General features: G+C 64.7%; 15 protein-coding genes and 2 tRNA genes. 16 read left to right on the forward strand and 1 reads right to left on the reverse strand.

Features of this window, described 5'->3' with window-relative positions:
* The first annotated feature begins 51 nt into the window (after nt 1-51).
* From U1F38_RS02480 to U1F38_RS02520, 9 genes are all read left to right on the forward strand, one after another.
* Nucleotides 52-831 carry an oxepin-CoA hydrolase, alternative type gene (locus U1F38_RS02480; protein WP_409985471.1) on the forward strand — a complete coding sequence of 260 codons (780 nt, stop codon included), beginning with the start codon at nt 52-54 and terminating at the stop codon, nt 829-831.
* A 74-nt stretch (nt 832-905) separates the two neighbouring features.
* Nucleotides 906-1,625 carry a Crp/Fnr family transcriptional regulator gene (locus tag U1F38_RS02485; RefSeq protein ID WP_409985472.1) on the forward strand — a complete coding sequence of 240 codons (720 nt, stop codon included), beginning with the start codon at nt 906-908 and terminating at the stop codon, nt 1,623-1,625.
* Nucleotides 1,626-1,796: 171 nt separating this feature from the next.
* Nucleotides 1,797-2,882, forward strand: coding sequence for a phosphotransferase (locus U1F38_RS02490; protein WP_409985473.1), 1,086 nt, complete (start codon nt 1,797-1,799; stop codon nt 2,880-2,882).
* 57 nt (nt 2,883-2,939) lie between these two features.
* Nucleotides 2,940-4,199, forward strand: coding sequence for an acyl-CoA dehydrogenase family protein (locus U1F38_RS02495; protein WP_409985474.1), 1,260 nt, complete (start codon nt 2,940-2,942; stop codon nt 4,197-4,199).
* A gap of 76 nt (nt 4,200-4,275) precedes the next feature.
* Entirely contained in the window at nt 4,276-4,971 is a 696-nt protein-coding gene (locus U1F38_RS02500) for a glutathione S-transferase N-terminal domain-containing protein (RefSeq protein ID WP_409985475.1), read from the forward strand.
* Between the two features lie 34 nt (nt 4,972-5,005).
* Nucleotides 5,006-5,082 (forward strand) — tRNA-Pro (locus U1F38_RS02505).
* 45 nt (nt 5,083-5,127) lie between these two features.
* Nucleotides 5,128-5,204 (forward strand) — tRNA-Arg (locus U1F38_RS02510).
* Between the two features lie 316 nt (nt 5,205-5,520).
* Complete coding sequence (locus U1F38_RS02515) at nt 5,521-6,765, forward strand: tyrosine-type recombinase/integrase (protein WP_409985476.1); 1,245 nt, start codon at nt 5,521-5,523, stop codon at nt 6,763-6,765.
* Between the two features lie 324 nt (nt 6,766-7,089).
* The gene (locus tag U1F38_RS02520; protein WP_409985477.1) at nt 7,090-7,683 is read left to right on the forward strand and encodes a hypothetical protein; all 594 of its coding nucleotides are present in this window, start codon (nt 7,090-7,092) and stop codon (nt 7,681-7,683) included.
* Here U1F38_RS02520 and U1F38_RS02525 read toward each other — a convergent pair.
* Nucleotides 7,664-8,890, reverse strand: coding sequence for an ISL3 family transposase (locus tag U1F38_RS02525; RefSeq protein WP_409985275.1), 1,227 nt, complete (start codon nt 8,888-8,890; stop codon nt 7,664-7,666). The genes U1F38_RS02520 and U1F38_RS02525 overlap by 20 nt on opposite strands.
* A gap of 188 nt (nt 8,891-9,078) precedes the next feature.
* Between U1F38_RS02525 and U1F38_RS02530 the strand changes: the two genes are divergently transcribed.
* The 7 genes from U1F38_RS02530 (at nt 9,079) to U1F38_RS02560 (ending at nt 17,910) form a co-directional block, all read left to right on the forward strand.
* Complete coding sequence (locus U1F38_RS02530) at nt 9,079-10,953, forward strand: DEAD/DEAH box helicase family protein (protein WP_409985478.1); 1,875 nt, start codon at nt 9,079-9,081, stop codon at nt 10,951-10,953.
* Nucleotides 10,950-11,564 (forward strand): restriction endonuclease subunit S, encoded by a 615-nt coding sequence (locus U1F38_RS02535; RefSeq protein ID WP_409985479.1) that lies wholly within the window; start codon nt 10,950-10,952, stop codon nt 11,562-11,564. The genes U1F38_RS02530 and U1F38_RS02535 overlap by 4 nt, the downstream gene beginning before the upstream one ends.
* 136 nt (nt 11,565-11,700) lie before the next feature.
* On the forward strand, nt 11,701-13,062 hold the full coding sequence (locus tag U1F38_RS02540) for an ATP-binding protein (RefSeq protein ID WP_409985480.1): 1,362 nt from the start codon (nt 11,701-11,703) through the stop codon (nt 13,060-13,062).
* The gene (locus U1F38_RS02545; protein WP_409985481.1) at nt 13,059-15,005 is read left to right on the forward strand and encodes an N-6 DNA methylase; all 1,947 of its coding nucleotides are present in this window, start codon (nt 13,059-13,061) and stop codon (nt 15,003-15,005) included. Before U1F38_RS02540 ends, U1F38_RS02545 begins: the two co-directional genes overlap by 4 nt.
* Before the next feature lie 72 nt (nt 15,006-15,077).
* Nucleotides 15,078-15,857, forward strand: a complete 780-nt coding sequence (locus U1F38_RS02550; protein WP_409985482.1) for a hypothetical protein — start codon at nt 15,078-15,080, stop codon at nt 15,855-15,857.
* A 67-nt stretch (nt 15,858-15,924) separates the two neighbouring features.
* Nucleotides 15,925-16,251: a helix-turn-helix transcriptional regulator gene (locus tag U1F38_RS02555; protein WP_409985483.1), complete on the forward strand. Its 327-nt coding sequence runs from the start codon at nt 15,925-15,927 to the stop codon at nt 16,249-16,251.
* A 9-nt stretch (nt 16,252-16,260) separates the two neighbouring features.
* Entirely contained in the window at nt 16,261-17,910 is a 1,650-nt protein-coding gene (locus tag U1F38_RS02560; RefSeq protein WP_409985484.1) for a DNA-primase RepB domain-containing protein, read from the forward strand.
* Nucleotides 17,911-18,039: the final 129 nt, after the last annotated feature.

An 18,039-nucleotide genomic window follows, 5' to 3' on the forward strand; every position in this document is an offset into this window, starting at 1 on the left:
TTTCAAACGTCGCCGTGGCAACGGTATGCAAATGAAGATCAATCCTCAACCATGACCGCTGAACTGCTCAGCACCATGGATGGCAGCACCTTGGTGCTCACTATCAGCAACCCCGAGCACCGCAACGCGCTGGGCCCCGAGCTGTACGCTGCCGGCGTCGAAGCCCTGAACGCCGCCGAGAGCAACGCCGAGGTGCGCGCAGTGGTCATCACCGGTGAGGGCAGCACCTTTTGCGCCGGCGGCAACCTGCAGCGCCTGCAGGCCAACCGGCAAAAGCCGCCCGAGGTGCAGGCCCAGTCCATCGAGGGCCTGAACAACTGGATCGAGGCCATCACCACCTGCCCCAAGCCGGTCATTGCCGCCGTCGAGGGCGCGGCCGCCGGCGCCGGTTTCTCGCTGGCGCTGGCCTGCGACTTGATCGTGGCCGCCCGCAACGCCATCTTCGTCATGGCCTACAGCAACGTCGCGCTGTCGCCCGACGGCGGCGGCAGTTGGCAGCTGGCGCGCGCGCTGCCGCGGCAGCTGGCCAGTGAGCTGTTGCTGGGCGGCGAGCGCATCGGGCCTGAGCGCCTGCAGCAGTTGGGCGTGGTGGGCCGCGTGGCCGATGCCGGCGAGGCGCTGGATGTCGCGCTGACATGGGCCGCGCAACTGGGCGCGCGCGCGCCCAATGCGCTGGCCAGCATCAAGGAGCTGGTGCAGGACGCCGGCAGCCGCGACCTGCACGCGCACCTGGCCGCCGAGCGCGACCACTTCGTGCGCAACCTGCACCATCCCAATGCCGGCATCGGTATCGCCGCCTTTCTGGGCAAGCACACGCCACGCTACGAATAGGAGCCTGGGCACGGCAGCCGCGCCGGTCTCCCGCGTGACAATGGAGGCTTTTGCAGTCACTCAAACGACAGGCCATGGACGAGCCCATTCTTACCATGGAGGAACGCACGGCGATCAACAGCGGTCGCTGGTTTTCCTCGCTTTCTCCTTCGCTCAAGCACGACATCCTTCGATGCGCCTTTGTCAAACGCTATCCCGACGGCGCGCTCATCAGCGCGCGCGGCGACATGCCCGAGTTGTGGGTGGCCTGTGCCAAGGGGGCCGTGCGCGTCAGCTCCACCACGCTCACCGGCAAGCAGGTCACCCTGACCTACGTGGAGCCGGGCGTGTGGTTTGGCGACGTGGCCATGTTCGACGGCGACCGGCGCACGCACGACACCTATGCGCACGGGGCCACCACCATCCTGTGCGTCACGCGTGGCGACTTTCAAAAAATCCTGGCCCAGCACACCGAGCTGTACGAGGCGCTGATGCGCCTGCAGGCGCGCCGCATCCGCCTGCTGTTCGGCCAGGTCGAGGACTTGAACACCTTGCCGCTGCGCGCGCGCCTGGCCAAGCAGCTGTTGCACCTGGCGCGCAGTTACGGCGTGCCCAACACGCCGGTGGACGACGAGGAGCGCATCTCGCTGCACCTGGCGCAGGAGGAACTGGCGCAATTGCTGGGCGCCTCGCGCCAGCGCGTCAATCAGGAGCTCAAGACGCTGGAGCGCGAGGGCGTCATCCGCGTCGAGTCCACGGGCCTCGTGGTGTGCGAGCGCGAGGCGCTGCTGCGCATCGGTGAGGGCGAACCATAGTACTGCGACCCGGAAATAGAGGAACAAGATGAAATCGATGAATTCACGCGCAGGGCAAGGCGCAAACCGCAGCAATAGCCGAAGCTATTGCGAGAATTTGCAACGCCGCCATGCGTGCGAAGGCGCGATTTCATGTTTCGATATTTTCGGGTCGCAGTACCAAGTCACGGCATGAGCAATTCCAGCGAATCATTTATCGGCACACGGCCGGTTTCCGGCGCCCACGTGTTCGACATCGGCGCGCTTGCCGCCTGGATGGCGCAGCACGTGGCCGGCTTTGCCGGCCCCTTGAGCGTGGAGATGTTCAAGGGCGGCCAGTCCAATCCCACCTACAAGCTCGTCACGCCCGGCCGCACCTACGTGATGCGCGCCAAACCCGGCCCGGTCGCCAAGCTGCTGCCCTCGGCCCACGCCATCGAGCGCGAGTACGCGGTGATGAAGGGCCTGGCAGGCACTGCCGTGCCCGTGGCGCACATGTACGCGCTGTGCGAGGACGAGGCCGTCATCGGTCGCGCCTTCTACATCATGGAGTTCGTCGAAGGCCGCGTGCTGTGGGATCAGGGTCTGCCCGGCATGAGCGCGGCCGAGCGCGGCGCCATCTACGACGAGATGAACCGCGTCATCGCCGCCCTGCACACGGTGGACTACAAGGCCCAGGGCCTGGAGCACTACGGCAAGAGCGGCAACTATTTCGAGCGGCAGATTGGCCGCTGGAGCAAGCAGTACCTGGCCTCCGTCACCCAACCCATCCCCGAGATGGATCGGCTCATCGAGTGGCTGCCTGCCCACATGCCGGCCAGCGCGCGCACCGAGCTGACCCGCATCGTGCACGGCGACTTTCGGCTGGACAACCTGATGTTCCACCCCACCGAGCCGCGCGTGCTGGCGGTGCTGGACTGGGAGCTGTCCACGCTGGGCCACCCGCTGGCCGACTTCAGCTACCACTGCATGTCCTGGCACATCGACGCCAGCCAGTTCCGCGGCATTGGCGGGCTCGACCTGGCCGCGCTGGGCATCCCGAGCGAGGCCGAGTACATCCGCCGCTATTGCGAGCGCACGGGCTTTGCCACGCCCGAGGCGCTGGCGCCGGACTGGAGCTTTTACATGGCCTACAACATGTTCCGCATCGCCGCCATCCTGCAAGGCATCGCCAAGCGCGTGGAGGCTGGCACGGCCAGCAGCGAGCAGGCGCGGGCCAACGGCGCGCGTGCGCGCCCCATGGCCGAGTTGGCCTGGAAGTTTGCTCAAAAATCATAGCGGCTTGCGCTTGTCCCGCCTGGGTTGGAGCCCGATTTTTCTCAAAAGGAGTCATTCATGGAATTCGACTACAGCCCCAAGGTCAAGGACATGCAGGCGCGCCTGCTGGCCTTCATGGACGAGCACATCTACCCCAACGACGCCCGCTATTACAAGGAAGTGGCCGCCAACCGCGCCAAGGGCAATCCGTGGATTCCCACCAAGATCATCGAAGAGCTCAAGCCCAAGGCGCGCGCCCAGGGCCTGTGGAACCTGTTTCTGCCCAAGTCCAAGCGCGCGCCCGAGGGCCTGTCCAACCTCGAATACGCGCCGCTGTGCGAGATCATGGGCCGCGTGACCTGGGCGCCCGAGGTGTTCAACTGCTCGGCGCCCGACACCGGCAACATGGAGACCATCGAGCGCTACGGCTCCGAGGCCAACAAGGACCAATGGCTGGAGCCCCTGCTCAAGGGCGAGATCCGCTCGGCTTTTTTGATGACCGAGCCGGCCGTCGCCTCGTCCGACGCCACCAACATCGAGTGCCGCATCCAGCGCGACGGCGACGACTACGTCATCAACGGCCGCAAGTGGTGGTCCTCCGGCGCAGGCGACCCGCGCTGCGCGGTCTATATCGTCATGGGCAAGACCGACCCGGATGCGCCGCGCCACTCGCAGCAGTCGATGATCCTGGTGCCCGCGGGCACGCCGGGTGTCAAGGTGATCCGCGCGCTCACGGTGTTCGGCATGGATGATGCGCCGCACGGCCACATGGAGGTCGAGCTCAAGGACGTGCGCGTGCCGGCCGGCAACCTGCTGGTTGGCGAAGGCCGCGGCTTTGCCATCGCCCAGGGGCGCCTGGGGCCCGGGCGCATACACCACTGCATGCGCTCCATCGGTGCGGCCGAGCTCGCGCTGGAGCTGATGTGCCAGCGACTGAACAGCCGCGTGGCCTTTGGCCGCCGCATCTCCGAGCAGGGCGTGTGGCGCGAGCGCATCGCCGAGTCGCGCTGCCTGATCGACCAGGCGCGCCTGCTCACGCTGAAGGCCGCCTACATGATGGACACCGTGGGCAACAAGGTGGCGCAGGCCGAGATCGCCATGATCAAGGTCGTCGCGCCCAACACGGCGCTGCGCGTCATCGACTGGGCCATCCAGGCGCATGGCGGCGGCGGCGTCAGCAACGACTTTCCGCTGGCCTCCATGTACGCGCACCAGCGCACCCTGCGCTTTGCCGACGGTCCCGACGAGGTGCACCGCAACGCCATCGCCAAGCTCGAGCTGGCCAAGCACATGCCCGGCGCCAAACCGGTCGAGATGCCGGTGACGCGGGGCAGTTGAGTCCCCGGTCTTGCCCCCTCGCTCCTGTGGGGAGGGGGAGCAAAATCAGCCGCCCATCCGCTGCCGGAGCTCCCTGATGATTGACGTCTATTCCTGGCCCACGCCCAACGGCCACAAGGTGCACATCATGCTGGAGGAGTGCGGCCTGCCGTACCGCGTGCATGCCGTCGACATCGGCAAGGGCGACCAGTTCAAGCCCGAATTCCTGGCCATCAGCCCCAACAACAAGATCCCGGCCCTGATCGACTCCGACGGGCCCGACGGTCAGCCCATGTCGGTGTTCGAGTCCGGCGCCATCTTGCTGTACCTGGCCGGCAAGACCGGAAAATTCCTGCCGACGGACACCCGCGGCAAGTACGAGGTCCTGCAATGGCTGATGTTCCAGATGGGCGGCGTCGGCCCCATGCTGGGCCAGGCGCATCACTTTCGCATCTACGCGCCCGAGAAGATCGACTATGCCGTCACGCGCTACACCAACGAAGCCCGGCGCCTGTACGGCGTGATGGACCGGCAGATCGAGCGCACCGGCGCGTACATGGCGGGCCGCGACTACGGCATCGCCGACATCGCCATCTTTCCGTGGCTGCGCTCATGGGAGAACCAGGGCATCGACTGGGCCGACTACCCGGCGCTGAAGGCCTGGTTCGACCGCATTGCCGCGCGCCCCGCCGTGCAGCGCGGCGTGGCCGTGCTGGCCGATCGCCGCAAGGCCCAGCGCACCCAGGCCGAGAAAGAAGTGCTGTTCGGCGCCACCCAGTACCAGCGCCACTGAAACGGCGCCCGGCACGGTAGAATGCGCCCCTTGTCGGAACGTAGCGCAGCCTGGTAGCGCATCTGCTTTGGGAGCAGAGGGTCGCGAGTTCGAATCCCGCCGTTCCGACCACCGAACTCACACAGGCCCGCATTCGTCGGGCCTGTTTTCGTTTCACTGCCCGTAGCTCAACTGGATAGAGCAGCTGCCTTCTAAGCAGCAGGTCGGGGGTTCGAGTCCCTCCGGGCAGGCCAAATTCCCACATCACCAGACTTCAGGCCATCTCAAAACCCGCATGATCACTGGCTTTGCGGGTTTTTTGTTGCATCACATCCTGTCAGGACCTATCATCACATACCAACAGTTTGTTGGTATTTGTGTTGGTAGTTTGGATCGCCAGCAGGACACATACCAACAAATGACGGCGATGGCCCTGGCGAGCACCGCGCGCCACGCGCATCGAACACGCGGCCAGGACGACCCGCGGGATGGCGACCAAAACGTCTTCGTGCCGGGCTCGTGTTGGTATTTCGGGCCACCGGCGGGACAGATACCAACAGGGGATGGAACATGGCGCTGACGGACACCTTCGTGCGACAGGTCAAGCACAGCGGCCGCGCGGCCGGTGACAAGCATGCGGACGGCGGCGGCCTGTACCTGCATGTGTTGGCCGCCGGCAAGTATTGGCGGCTGGCGTATCGCTTCGACGGCAAGCAAAAGGTGCTGTCGCTGGGCGTCTATCCCATCGTGACCCTGGCTGCGGCACGGCGCAAGCGCGATGATGCCAAGCACCTGTTGGAGGCCGGCACCGACCCCGGCCTGGCCAAACGCATTGCCAAGGTCACGGCGCGCGCGTGCGCCAGCAACACCTTCGAGGCCGTGGCCACCGAATACCACGCCAGCAAGTCGCCGGCGTGGTCACCCGCGTACGCCGAACGCTGGCTGCGGCTGCTGCGCAAAGACCTGTTCCCCTACATCGGTGCCATCCCGTTGGCCGACATCACCGCGCCAATGGTGCTGGACGCGCTGCGCAAGGCGGAAAGGCGCGGCGTGCTGGAAGTGGCCCACACCCTGCGCCAAAGTGCCGGCCAGGTCTTTCGCTACGGCGTGCAGACCGGCCGCTGCGCCCACAACCCGGTCACCGACCTGCGTGGCGCCCTGACGCCCACCGTGGTCAAGCACATGGCCGCCGTGCTGGAGCCCGCCAAGGCGGGCGAACTTCTGCGCGCCATCGACGGCTACACCGGCCAGCCCATGACCCGCGCCGCGTTGCTGCTGTCCGCCCTGCTGTTTCAGCGCCCCGGCAATATCCGCGCCATGGAATGGTCGTGGCTGAACCTGGACGACGGCGTGCTGACCATCCCCGCCGAATCCATGAAGCGCCGCCTGCACGAAAAGATCAACGGCCGTCCGCACTTCGTCCCGCTGGCGCCACAGGCCGTCCAGGTGCTGCGCGCGCTGCAACCGCTGACCGGTCATGGCCGCTACGTCTTCCCCAGCCTGCGCACCGGCGAGCGGCCGATGAGCGAGAACACCGTCAACGCGGCGCTGCGGCGGCTGGGCTTCGGCAGCGAAGAAATGAGTGCCCACGGCTTTCGGGCGATGGCGCGCACCCTGATCGTGGAAAACATCCCTGGCATCCACCCCGACGTGATCGAAGCCCAGCTTGCGCACGGCAAAAGCGGCCCCCTGGGCGCCGCCTACGACCGCGCCGAATTCATGCAGCAGCGCCGGCAAATGATGGTGACCTGGGCCGACTACCTGGACAAACTGCGCACCGGCGCGGACGTGATCCCGCTGCACCGCACCGGCTGAGCGCCTGCGCGCCCACACCACATACCCAAGCGACTCGCATGCCGTTGCGCGGGACCGCACCTCCTGGCCGTTGATCTCTCAATCCAGTCAGGGTACAGAAAAGCACGGCCCCGCAAACGGGGGCGGTTGCCTTCTCCGCTTAGACTTTCAGAACCTTGGGTTGTCCTTGGACCGCCACATAAATCAAGGGCACATCGCCTGCCGCAGGAATTCTTCGCACACCGACTGTGCAGCCGCCGAGTGTGTCAAGGCCGAAGGCGTCCAGGGTAAACGTTTGAATTGGGGATCGGAAATGACGATGAAGGCAAGGGAGGAAAAATCTGCATGAGCATGAACGAAGCAGACACGCGCTTTCACCTGATCGATCCGGTGCTGCGCGACAAGGGCTATACCAGCCGCGATCGCATCACGCTTGAAACCATAGAGACGCCCGCGCCCGTCGAGCCGACCGGGCCGAAGGGCCGGCGCCGAAAGGGCACGGGCCGCACCGACTACCTGCTCTGCGTGCAGGTCGGTGACATGCCCAAACCGCTGCCTGTTGCCGTGCTTGAAGCCAAACGTGAAAGCGAAGACCCCCTCAAGGGCATGGAGCAGGCCAAGGGCTACGCCGACTGCGCGCGCTTCGACGTGCAATACGTGTTTGCCAGCAACGGCCACCTGTATGGCGACTACGACAAGCCCAGCGGCATCCAGACCGGCCCGCACCCGCTGCAAGACTTCCCGCCGCACGCCGACTTGTGCGCGCGCTACGCCAAGGACAAAGGCATCGACCTGGCCTCGCCCGATGCCGCGCTGCTGTTTCAGGCCGACAGCCCCGCGTGGTCGCAAAGCCGCTACTACCAGGACGCCGCCATCCGCGCCGCGTTTGAAAAAATGGCTCTGTTGAAAATCGAGTGGGTTACCGGGCATGAGGGTTGACGGCATGGAAGTCGAGCTTGCCGGCGATCAGGAAGACGACGACCTTGATCGTGTTGAAGGTCGCGAAGCCGCGGGCTCGGCGCTTGGCGGCTTGGAACAGGCCGTTGAGTGCTTCGAGGAAGCCATTGGTCTGGCGGGTTTGTGCCCAGGCGACGATGCCTTCGATGTGACGCCGCACGAGGGCGGCGACGTCTTTCATCGGCTCGACCTTGGAGCGCATGACGCAGGTGCACCAGTGCTCGAGCATCGAGCGCACGACGTTGATCTGCTTGCGCTCGAGGATCTCGCGCAGCCGTTCCTTGTAGACCCAGGCGCGAGCCGTGCGCACCGTGGTCATCCTGGCGACCAGCGCATCGAGATCGGCAGCGGCCTCGGGGTTGAGACTGGCGCGATCCTTCAGCAGCGACCAGCGCAGCCCCTTGAGCGACTTGTCGCTGCGCTGCTCGATGCGCCGCATCTTGTCCACGGCCGCATTGGCATGCCAGACGACGTGGAACTTGTCGAACGTGATGCGGGCGTTGGGCAACTCATCGGTGCAGCCCTTGATGAACGCCGGCGACATGTCGATGCTGACCGAGTCGATTTGCTCGGGCGGGCAGCCGTGCTTGGCCAGTTCGCCAGCGATGGTTGTGATCGTCTTGGCATCGCGTCCTTCGGTCACGGCCAGCACTCGGCGTTTTTGCGCATCGGCGGCCAGCGTGATGTAGTCGTGGCCCTTGGCGCGCGAGGTCTCGTCGATGGCCAACGCGGTGACGTCACTGAAATCGGCGGCCTCCAGCGCCAACTCGACATAGCGACGGCAGATGGCCAGCACCCGGTACGCCGAGATGCCCACGATGCGCGCCACCGCCGCAAACGGCATCTGCGGCGCCAGCATCAGCACCAGCGCCTCGAACAAGAGCGTGAAGCCCGAGAGTTTACCTGCGAACGGCGGCTTGATCAGCGCTACCCGCCCGTCGGGCAGCCTCACGCGCGGCGTGCGCACCTGCAGCACGCATTCGTGCTGGAAGAAGTTCAGGTGCCGGTAGACCTTGGTCACGGTGTCGTGCACCGGATGCTCGCCGGCCACCGCCTCGACGGCAAAGCAGCTGCCGGCGGTGAAGTCGATACCCACCGTCAAGACCTTGGAGGCCTCGTCGAAGCGGACGCCGGCAACGAACCACGGCTGCGTGATGCCGAGCGCCGCTTCGAACAACTTGTCATGCATGCGAATCGCTCCCTGTTTGTCATGGCCGATGCGTCAACGTGCCGCATCGGCCAAGACGACAGCGTACCGGTTGCTGGCCAGCGTCAAGGGTTCGCTGCGCCGGGCTTCGCCTGCCCTTGACCCCGGCCAGCAACCAAAACACCCTCGATTCCGCCCACTCAAAATTCAAGAGAGGCGAAAAAATCATCTTGCAGCGCCAGGCAGTCCAGGCCCCGCGCGTGCTGCTCACGCTCGCCACCGGTGCGGGAAAAACCATCATCGCCACCAACCTGCTGTGGCGCATGACGCAGGCGGGGCTGTTGCCCAAGCCCGCCCTGTTCCTGTGCGACCGCGACGAACTGCGTGAGCAGGCCTACACCAAGCTCAAGGCCGCTTTTGGCGGCAATGCCCGCATCGTGCAGACCGAGCGGGGGCAAAACTCAGCCGCCAACGCGCGCATCCACATCGCCACCTACCAAACACTGGGCATCGACGAAAACGGCGACGGCAGCTTCCTCACCGACCACTATGGCGAGGATGCCTTCAGCGTCATCGTCATCGACGAATGCCACCGCAGCGCCTGGGGCAAGTGGTCGCAGGTGCTCACGCGCAACCCCAGCGCCATCCACATCGGCCTGACCGCCACGCCGCGCAAGCTGAAAGAGCCCAGACGCGCAAAGCAGTCGCAAGAAATCGAAAAAGCCATCGCCGAAGACGACGCCATCACCGCGCACAACGTCCAGTATTTCGGCGAGCCGGTGTACGAATACACGCTGGCGCAAGCGCAGGAAGACGGCTATCTGGCGGCGTGTGAAATCGTCAAGCGCAAGGCCGACATCGATGCGCGCGTCTTCACCCGAGCGGAAATCCTCCAGGCCGGCGTGCGCGACATCAAAACCGGCAAGCCGCTCACCGAGGACGACCTGAGCAAGCAGGAATACACCGGCAAGGACTTCGACGACGAGCTGTTCATCGACCTGCGCACGCCCAAGATGTGCGAAGACCTGTTCCAGCTGCTGTGCGCCAACGGCGGGCCGGAGCAAAAGGCCATCATCTTCTGCACCCGCGACCTGCACGCCGACCGCGTGGCCATGCAGATGAACAACCTCTACGCCCAGTGGTGCAAGGCCAACGGCCAACCGCGCAAGGACGACTACGCCTTCAAATGCACCGCAGCGGGCGGCGCGGACAAGATCGAGGTCATGCGCGGCAGCGGCCAGCGCGCCTTCATCGCCTGCACGGTGGATCTGCTCGAAGCCGGCGTGGACATCGAGCGCCTGAATGCCGTGGTGTTCTTCCGCTACCTGCAGTCGGCCATCAAGTTCTATCAGATGGTCGGGCGCGGCACGCGCATCCACGAAGAAACGCAGAAGTACAAGTTCTGGCTGTACGACTACACCGGCGTGACCGACCTGTTTGGCGCAGAGTTCATCACCAACCCGCCGCGCCCCGGTGGTGGGGGCGGTGGCGGCGGCAACAGCGGCGAGGACGAAGGGGAGGGTGAGGGCGACGGCCCCGCCGTGCCCGTCATCGGCGGGCAGCCGGTCATCATCAACGCCCAGGGTCGCTTCATCCTGGGCAATCGGGGTGGTGTGGCCACGCCGATTCCGGTGGACGAATACCGCCGCGAAGTCATCACCCGCGTGCTGGCCGAGGCGCACAACCTCGACGATTTCCGTGCGCTGTGGGTCACCGCGCAAAAGCGTCGCCAACTGATTGACCACCTGCTCGGCGACAACTTCAGCCCCGACGTGATCCGCGAGGTGGATCAGATGGGCGACTTCGACCTGTTCGACTTCTTCGGCAAGCACGGCTACCACGCCCGCGCCCTGCGCCGGCCGGAGCGCGGCGCGGAATACGTGAGCGCGAATGCCGCATGGTTTGCGGGCATGGATGCCAAGTCCGCCATCGTGCTGCGCGGCCTGGGCACGCAGTTCGCGCAGGGCGGCACCGATGCGCTGGAATCGCGCGCACTGTGGGCCGTGCCAGAGATCGCGCAGGCGGGCGGGTTGGATGCGTTGCGTCCATTGGGCGCGCCGGTTCAGGTGATGCAGGACGCGAAGATGAGGTTGTTTGGGGTATGAGCGAGAACTTCAAGCTTGGCGATGTTCTGCATGACATCCAGACCGGCAAGAGCTTTTTGACGTCCGAAGTTTTGGCTCGACCCGATGAATTGGGCGTGCTGAAGGTCAGCGCAGTGTCGTGGTCGGAATTTCTCCCCAATGAGGCGAAATCCTTGACCGGCGACTACACGCCAGCCGAAAGCCACAAAGTCCGAAAAGACGACCTACTGATTTCCCGGGCCAATACAAGGGAACTCGTTGGCGCCGTAGTGCTGGTTGAGCGCGACTATCCGATGCGTCTGCTCTCGGACAAGACCTTACGCCTGATCGTGGACGAAGGCCGAGCCTGCAAGGACTACTTGCTGTTCGCGTTGCGCTCGGCGCAAGCACGAGAACACATCGAACTTTACGCCACTGGCACCAGTGACTCGATGCGCAACATTTCTCAGGATGTCATCAAGGCAATTCCTGTGTGGTTGCCGCCGATATCGGTACAACGCCGCATCGCCGCCCGTCTGAAAGCCCAACTGGCCGAGGTGGAAACCGCGCGGCAGGCCGCTCGCGCCCAACTGACCGAAATCGAGCGCCTGCCGCAGCGCCTGCTGGCCCAGGCGTTTGACGGCAGCGCCTGAGCCGGGCGGCCATCCGGACGTGCTAGAGTTAAGCACAACAACCTGTGCTTAACCCATATTTAACGTGAAAGACGTTTCAAATCAACAAGTTGCAGAACATCTTAAGCGGCTGAACCCGTGGTGGCAGAGCGCCGCGATGGACGGCGCGACCCTGGCCCTGCGCCCGCGCGCTTATCTGGACCCCGTGCGACAGCTGCTGCTGGAGCCCAGCCTGCGCCGGGCCGTGGTGCTGCTGGGGCCGCGCCGGGTGGGCAAGACCATCCTGATCCGGCACCTGATCGCCGATCTGCTGGCGCGCGGAACGCATCCGCAGCGCATCGCCTATGTGGAAATGGACCACCCGCTGCTGCACGGGCAGTCGCTGGAGACTTTGATCCGCCAGATCGAGGACGCCGCGCCCGGCGGCGAGGGCGTGCGCCATCTGTTTTTCGACGAGATCCAGTCGCACAAGGACTGGGAAAAGCACCTCAAGCCGCTGGTGGACCACCGGCCCGATCTGCGCATCCTGGTGTCCGGCTCGGCCGCTGCCGCGCTCAAGCGGCAAAGCACCGAATCCGGCGCGGGGCGCTTCACCGACTTTCTGCTGCCACCGCTGACCTTCTCCGAGTACCTGCACCTGCGTGACGAACCGGCGGCGATCCGCGAGGAGACGCCGGGCGTCTATCTGCTGGAAGACATCGCGCGGCTGAACACGCAGTTCGCCGAATACGTCAACTACGGCGGCTACCCGGAGCTGGCGCTGTCGCCGCTGGTGCGTGGCAACCCGGAGCGTTTTGTCAAATCCGACATCGTGGACAAGGTGCTGCTGCGCGACCTGCCGCAGCTGTACGGCATCAAGGACATCCAGGAACTCAATTCGCTGTTCACCCTGCTGGCCTTCAACACCGCCGAGGAGGTGGCGCTGGAGCCGCTCTCAAAACGCAGCGGCGTCGGCAAGCAGACCATCCAGAAATACATCGAATACCTGGAGGCGGCCTTCCTGATCAAGCGCGTGTTTCGCGTGGACCAGGACGGCAAGCGCTACCAGCGTGAGCGCAACTTCAAGGTGTACCTGACGAACTCGGCGATGTACACCGGCCTGTTCGGCGCCAAATCGCCGGATGAACCCGAGTTCGGGCATCTGGTCGAAACCGCGCTGTTCGCGCAGCGCTTTCACGAGGATGCGCGGCTGAACTACGCGCGGTGGGGCAACGACGACTGCGAGGTGGATCAGGTGGAATCGTCGCCGGCGCTCAAGCCGGTGGCGGCGCTGGAAATCAAGTGGAGCGACAAGTACGCGGATCGACCGGAGGCGCTGAAGGGACTGATGCGCTTCGCCCGGGGCAACCGGTTGTCGCTGGCCTGGGCCACCACCCGCAGCCGGGTGCGGCAACAGACGGTCGATGGCGTCGAAATTCGGCAGTGGCCGGCCGCGGCGCTGGCATTTCATTACGGCGTGCGCGCCGTGCAGGGCCGCTTGGCGGGCTTTGAAGCACAGATCAAGGAAATCGTCGAGTGACCACCGCAGTCAAGACCCGCAAGACCACTGCGCCGAAATCGGTCAGGGCCATCGCCAGCACGCAGTCACTGTCTGCATTCGTGAAAAGCATCTGCGACGTGATGCGCCGCTCCAACTGCGCCAGCGCCTTGCAGTATGTGCCGGAGCTGACGTGGATTCTGTTTTTGCGCATTCTCGACGCGCAGGAGGCGCGCGCGGCGGAGCAGGCCGAGGTGCTGGGCGCGGACTTCTCGCCCGCGCTGCGCTCGCCTTGGCGCTGGCAGGACTGGGCCGCGCCTTGGTCGGACAAGGCCGACCACCCAAAAACCTCCGACGGCAGGGCGCAGGGCTGGAAGCGGCAGGAGCTGTTTGCCGCCGGTGATGGCCGCTTGTTCGACTTCATCAACAAGGAGCTGCTGCCGCACCTGCACGCACTGGATGTGGACCCCGCTACCCGCCTGCCCAACCCGGCGGCCAGCCCCAAGCAACGCATCATCGGCCGCATCATGACGGCGGTGGAGCGCGTGCGCGTGGACGATGAGGCGAATCTGCGCGACATACTCGACCGCGTGCACGAGATCAGCATCGACGACATCGACGACACGCATTTCTTCACGCTGTCGCAGGTGTACGAAGACCTGCTGCTGAAGATGGGCGAGAAGAACTCTGACGGCGGCCAGTTCTTCACCCCGCGCGAGGTGATCCGTGCGATGGTGCATACGGTGAACCCGGCCCTCGGCCAGACGGTGTACGACCCCTGCTGCGGCACGGGCGGCTTTCTGACCGTGGCCTACGAGCACATGGCGCGCAAGCTGGGCAACGCGGCGGCAAGTATCGACATCGAGAAGCTGAAACACGAGACGTTCTTCGGGCGCGAGAAGGAAAACCTGGTGTTCCCCATCGCGCTGGCGAACCTGGTGCTGCACGGCATCGACCAGCCCAACCTGTGGCACGGCAATTCGCTGACGCGCCGGGCCACCTATGCCGCGCTGTTCCAGCAGGCGCCCGCGCAGTTCGACGTGATCCTGACCAACCCGCCCTTCGGCGGCAAGGAGGGCCGTGACGCGCAAAAGAACTTTGCCTTCGAGACCAGCGCCACGCAGGTGCTGTTCGTGCAGGACATCCTGGCCGAACTGGCGCCGGGCGGAACCTGTGCCATCGTGCTGGACGAGGGGCTGTTGTTTCGCACCAATGAATCCGCTTTTGTCGAGACCAAGCGCAAGCTGCTGGATGAGTGCGATCTGTGGGCCATCGTCAGCCTGCCGGGCGGTGTGTTTTCCACGGCGGGCGCGGGCGTGAAGACCAACTTGCTTTTCTTCACCAAGGGCCGCCGGACCGAGCGCATCTGGTACTACGACCTGTCGTGGGTGAAGGTGGGCAAGAAGACGCCGCTGACGCTGGCGCACTTCGGCTTCGCGCCGGACGGTTCGGTGTTGGACGACGCGCAACTGCCCGCTGCGCTCATGGCCGACTGGCGGGCCGACGAAGCCAATGCCAGTCAGCCTTTCCCAAGTTACGCCCGCCAGTTGGGCCGACGCGGCACCGCCAAGGCCGATAGCCGGTGGTCATGGACGGCGGAGTTTGACGCACGCCGATCCAAGGCGCGCGCAGACATGCAGCCGCTGCTGGACGATGCGTCTGCCCTGAGAACCGAAATCGTGGACCTCAAGGACAAGGTGAGGCGTCTGAAGAAGGACGGGACAGCTGTTGAGTTTTTGCAGGCGCATGAAGCGCAGATTCGCAAAAAGGACAAGGCAGCACACGACCTGGAGGTGCAGGCGGCCGACATCGATGCCGCGGTGTTCGATCTGAAGGCAGTCAACCCGAACACCGTTGCCACAGTGGATCAGCGAACATCGGCCCAGATCATCGACAGCATCAATGCACAGGGGCACATCGTCGCCGAAGCCTTGGCGCGATTGAGCGCGCTGCTGGCCAGCGATGCACGGTCGATCCGGAATTGATGGTGCTCCGCCGCAATTGTCACAAACCCCAAGGGCGGAATCGTTGTCGAGTTCGATGACTGGGAGAAAATTTTGAATCTGGTGATTCCGATCAACGACCGGGAGGCCATTCCGGTGCGGGCGATACCGTTGCTGACGTACTGGGAGGTTCTTTCGCCTGATGACCTGGCCGCGGCGCTGACAGGCGAGGATGATTTCAACCAGTCATTCAAGGAGCTGCAGGCACATAAATTGCTCGACGGCGGCACGTCCAAGCCGGTAGCTAAGAGCTTCTGGGCGAACTTCATGGTGCGCGAACTCGCGGCTGTGAGCGATCGCATCCAGCATTCCGAGGTGTCGCATGAAGACGGCTACGACCAGTGGCGTCGTGAATCGCTGGTGACGCTGCCAGCAGGGGTTTTTGTCTGGCGCGACGAGTTCGAAGAGTGCTTTTGGCGCAAGTTCGGGCCAGACGGTGAAATGACCTGGATTTCAGGCGACACGCGCGCACCGAGGAACGAGTCGATTCAACTGGACTTCGACCCCTTCATTCCCAGCTTCGAGTTGCAGGGGGTGGTGATGGAGGGGTTCTCGCCAGCGACGCCCGGTGCCGCAGCGACCTCCACTCGGACGATGCCAGCAGCGAGCCCCAAGGCCAGCGACGGGAAAGCGCTCGGCACCAGGGAGCGCAATACCCTGCTCACCATCATTGCTGTGCTGTGCAAGGAAGCCAAGATCGACTTCGAGAAGCACGCGAAGGCAGGAAATTTGATCGAGGGAATGGCAGCTCGAATGGCGCTTCAGATCGATGAAAAGACGATCTCGCTGCATCTGAAGAAAATCCCGGGTGCCCTGGAAAGCCGCATGAAATAACGGTTTCGACGGCAATTACCTATTTGCTTTCGGTAATTACCCCCTTTCGATGGGAGGTAGGACGACAGTGCGGCCCATCAACTTCATGGGACCGCACAACATGGCACTCCACCTCAAGAAGCCGCTTGCCGCGACAGCCACGAACACTGCATTGGCGACCGAGGCGATCTGCCCTTCGTACTTCGACGCCCTGCCAGACACCGCCTTCATCCGCGAAGCGCAATTGGTGCAAAGCCCCAGACGCCCGGACAACCTGGCCCCCTTGCCCTTCAGCGCACCCACGCTGTGGCGCAAGGTGAAGGCAGGCACCTTTCCAAAACCCGTCAAGTTGTCCCAGCGCGTGACCGCGTGGAAGGTGGGCGAGGTGCGGGCGTGGATTGCAGCGCAATCGTAAGGGTGCGTCATGTCTGAGCCGACACTTTCTGCCAGCGGTCTGACGCAAACCCCTGAAACCGCTGAAACCACCAATCAGGCCTTCCTGGAAGCCATCTTTGGCCCCTGCAACCCCGCCGCAGACGTGCGCCCGCTGCTGTGCGCGAAACACGGCGACCCGGACGACAAGAAAGCCGGATGGGCGCCTCAACCGTGGGGTGAAACCCCGCCCGAGAATCCGGACCTGAACTGGTACGTGCAACCGAGCACTTTCGCCAGCATCGACGGCAAGTGGAGGGCGCAGAAAGCCGCCGTCGTGGCCGTTCACGCCGTCATGCTGGATGACGTGGGCACCAAGGTTCCGCTGGTTCGCCTGACCGCCTGCCCGCCGTCCTGGCTGCTGGAAACCTCGCCTGGAAACTTTCAGGCGGGCTACATCTTCAGCACGCCCATCGATGACGGCAAGCAGGCCGACGCGCTCAAGGAGGCGCTGATCGATGCCGACCTCTGTGATTCCGGCGCGTCAGGTGGAGCGGCCCGCTGGATGCGCCTGCCTGTGGGCATCAATGGCAAAGCCAAGTATGTACAGTCTGACGGCACTCCGTGGCGCTGCCGCCTGAGCGAGTGGCATCCCGAGCGCCGTTACAGCATGGACGAGCTGATCGAGCGCCTGGAACTGACACCGCCTGCGCCGCCCGGACGCCCAAAGCGCCAAAAAAAAGCCAAGGTGACCGGCGAGCGCCTGGCCGAGCTGATCGAACAGAGTGCAGACAACGTGCATATCCCCCGCGCGGCAGAGAACCCTGTCCTGGCCGCGCTGGCGCAGCGTGGCCTGTACAAACGCCCGCTGGGTAGTGGCAAGCACGACATGACCTGCCCGTGGGCGCATGAGCATACGGACGGCATCGACCACGGCAGCGCCTACTTCGAACCGACCGACCTCTACCCCATCGGCGGCTTCAAGTGTCAGCATTCGCACGGCGACAAGAAGCGCATGGGCGCCCTTCTGGAGTGTCTCGGCGTCACGCCTGCGCAGGCAAAACACAAGGCGGTGATCCGGGTCAGCGCGGGCGAACTGGATCGTGTGGTGGACGCCGCAGAGCGGGAGTTGGCCGCCAGCGGTAGGTATTACCAGCGTGGAAACCTGATCGTGCGTGTGCTGACCGATCCCGGCTCGCAGGAGACACGCATCAAGCCGTTGACCGGCAACGCCCTGACCCGCGCGCTGTCGGAGTGCGCGAACTGGGAGCGCTACGACGGCCGTACAGGGGATTTTGTCCCCAGTGACCCGCCCGCGCGTCATACCAGTGTGCTGTTCGATGCCGAGGCCTATAACCACCTGCCGGTGCTGCAAGGCATAGCCCGCCAGCCGTACCTGCGCGCCGACGGCAGCCTCATGACCGAGGCCGGCTTCGACTCCGTCAGCGGCATGTTCGGCGCATTCGACGTGCGCGCGTTTCGCGTCCCCCAGGCACCGACGAAAGCGGACGCGCAGCGCGCGCTGGCGGAGTTGAACGGGCTGCTGTCGGAGTTTGCCTTTGCCAACGCCACCGCCTGCAGCGCCGCCCTGGCCGCGATGTTGACCGCCGTCGTGCGGCCGGCCCTGCCTGTAGCGCCGATGTTCCATGCACTTGCGCCGCAGATTGCCAGCGGCAAGACCTACCTTTTGAGCCTCTCTTGAATTTTGAGTGGGCGGAATCGAGGGTGTTTTGGTTGCTGGCCGGGGTCAAGGGCAGGCGAAGCCCGGCGCAGCGAACCCTTGACGCTGGCCAGCAACCGGTACGCTGTCGTCTTGGCCGATGCGGCACGT

Source organism: Ottowia sp. (assembly GCF_046348305.1).
Lineage (GTDB): Bacteria > Pseudomonadota > Gammaproteobacteria > Burkholderiales > Burkholderiaceae_C > Ottowia.

Coding starts and splice junctions, on each gene's coding strand:
- U1F38_RS02535 (WP_409985479.1), top strand. CDS start 10,950: ATGAGCGAGAACTTCAAGCTTGGCGATGTTCTGCATGACATCCAGACC.
- U1F38_RS02515 (WP_409985476.1), top strand. CDS start 5,521: ATGGCGCTGACGGACACCTTCGTGCGACAGGTCAAGCACAGCGGCCGC.
- U1F38_RS02540 (WP_409985480.1), top strand. CDS start 11,701: ATGGACGGCGCGACCCTGGCCCTGCGCCCGCGCGCTTATCTGGACCCC.
- U1F38_RS02495 (WP_409985474.1), top strand. CDS start 2,940: ATGGAATTCGACTACAGCCCCAAGGTCAAGGACATGCAGGCGCGCCTG.
- U1F38_RS02520 (WP_409985477.1), top strand. CDS start 7,090: ATGAGCATGAACGAAGCAGACACGCGCTTTCACCTGATCGATCCGGTG.
- U1F38_RS02525 (WP_409985275.1), bottom strand. CDS start 8,890: ATGCATGACAAGTTGTTCGAAGCGGCGCTCGGCATCACGCAGCCGTGG.
- U1F38_RS02485 (WP_409985472.1), top strand. CDS start 906: ATGGACGAGCCCATTCTTACCATGGAGGAACGCACGGCGATCAACAGC.
- U1F38_RS02560 (WP_409985484.1), top strand. CDS start 16,261: ATGTCTGAGCCGACACTTTCTGCCAGCGGTCTGACGCAAACCCCTGAA.
- U1F38_RS02480 (WP_409985471.1), top strand. CDS start 52: ATGACCGCTGAACTGCTCAGCACCATGGATGGCAGCACCTTGGTGCTC.
- U1F38_RS02500 (WP_409985475.1), top strand. CDS start 4,276: ATGATTGACGTCTATTCCTGGCCCACGCCCAACGGCCACAAGGTGCAC.
- U1F38_RS02490 (WP_409985473.1), top strand. CDS start 1,797: ATGAGCAATTCCAGCGAATCATTTATCGGCACACGGCCGGTTTCCGGC.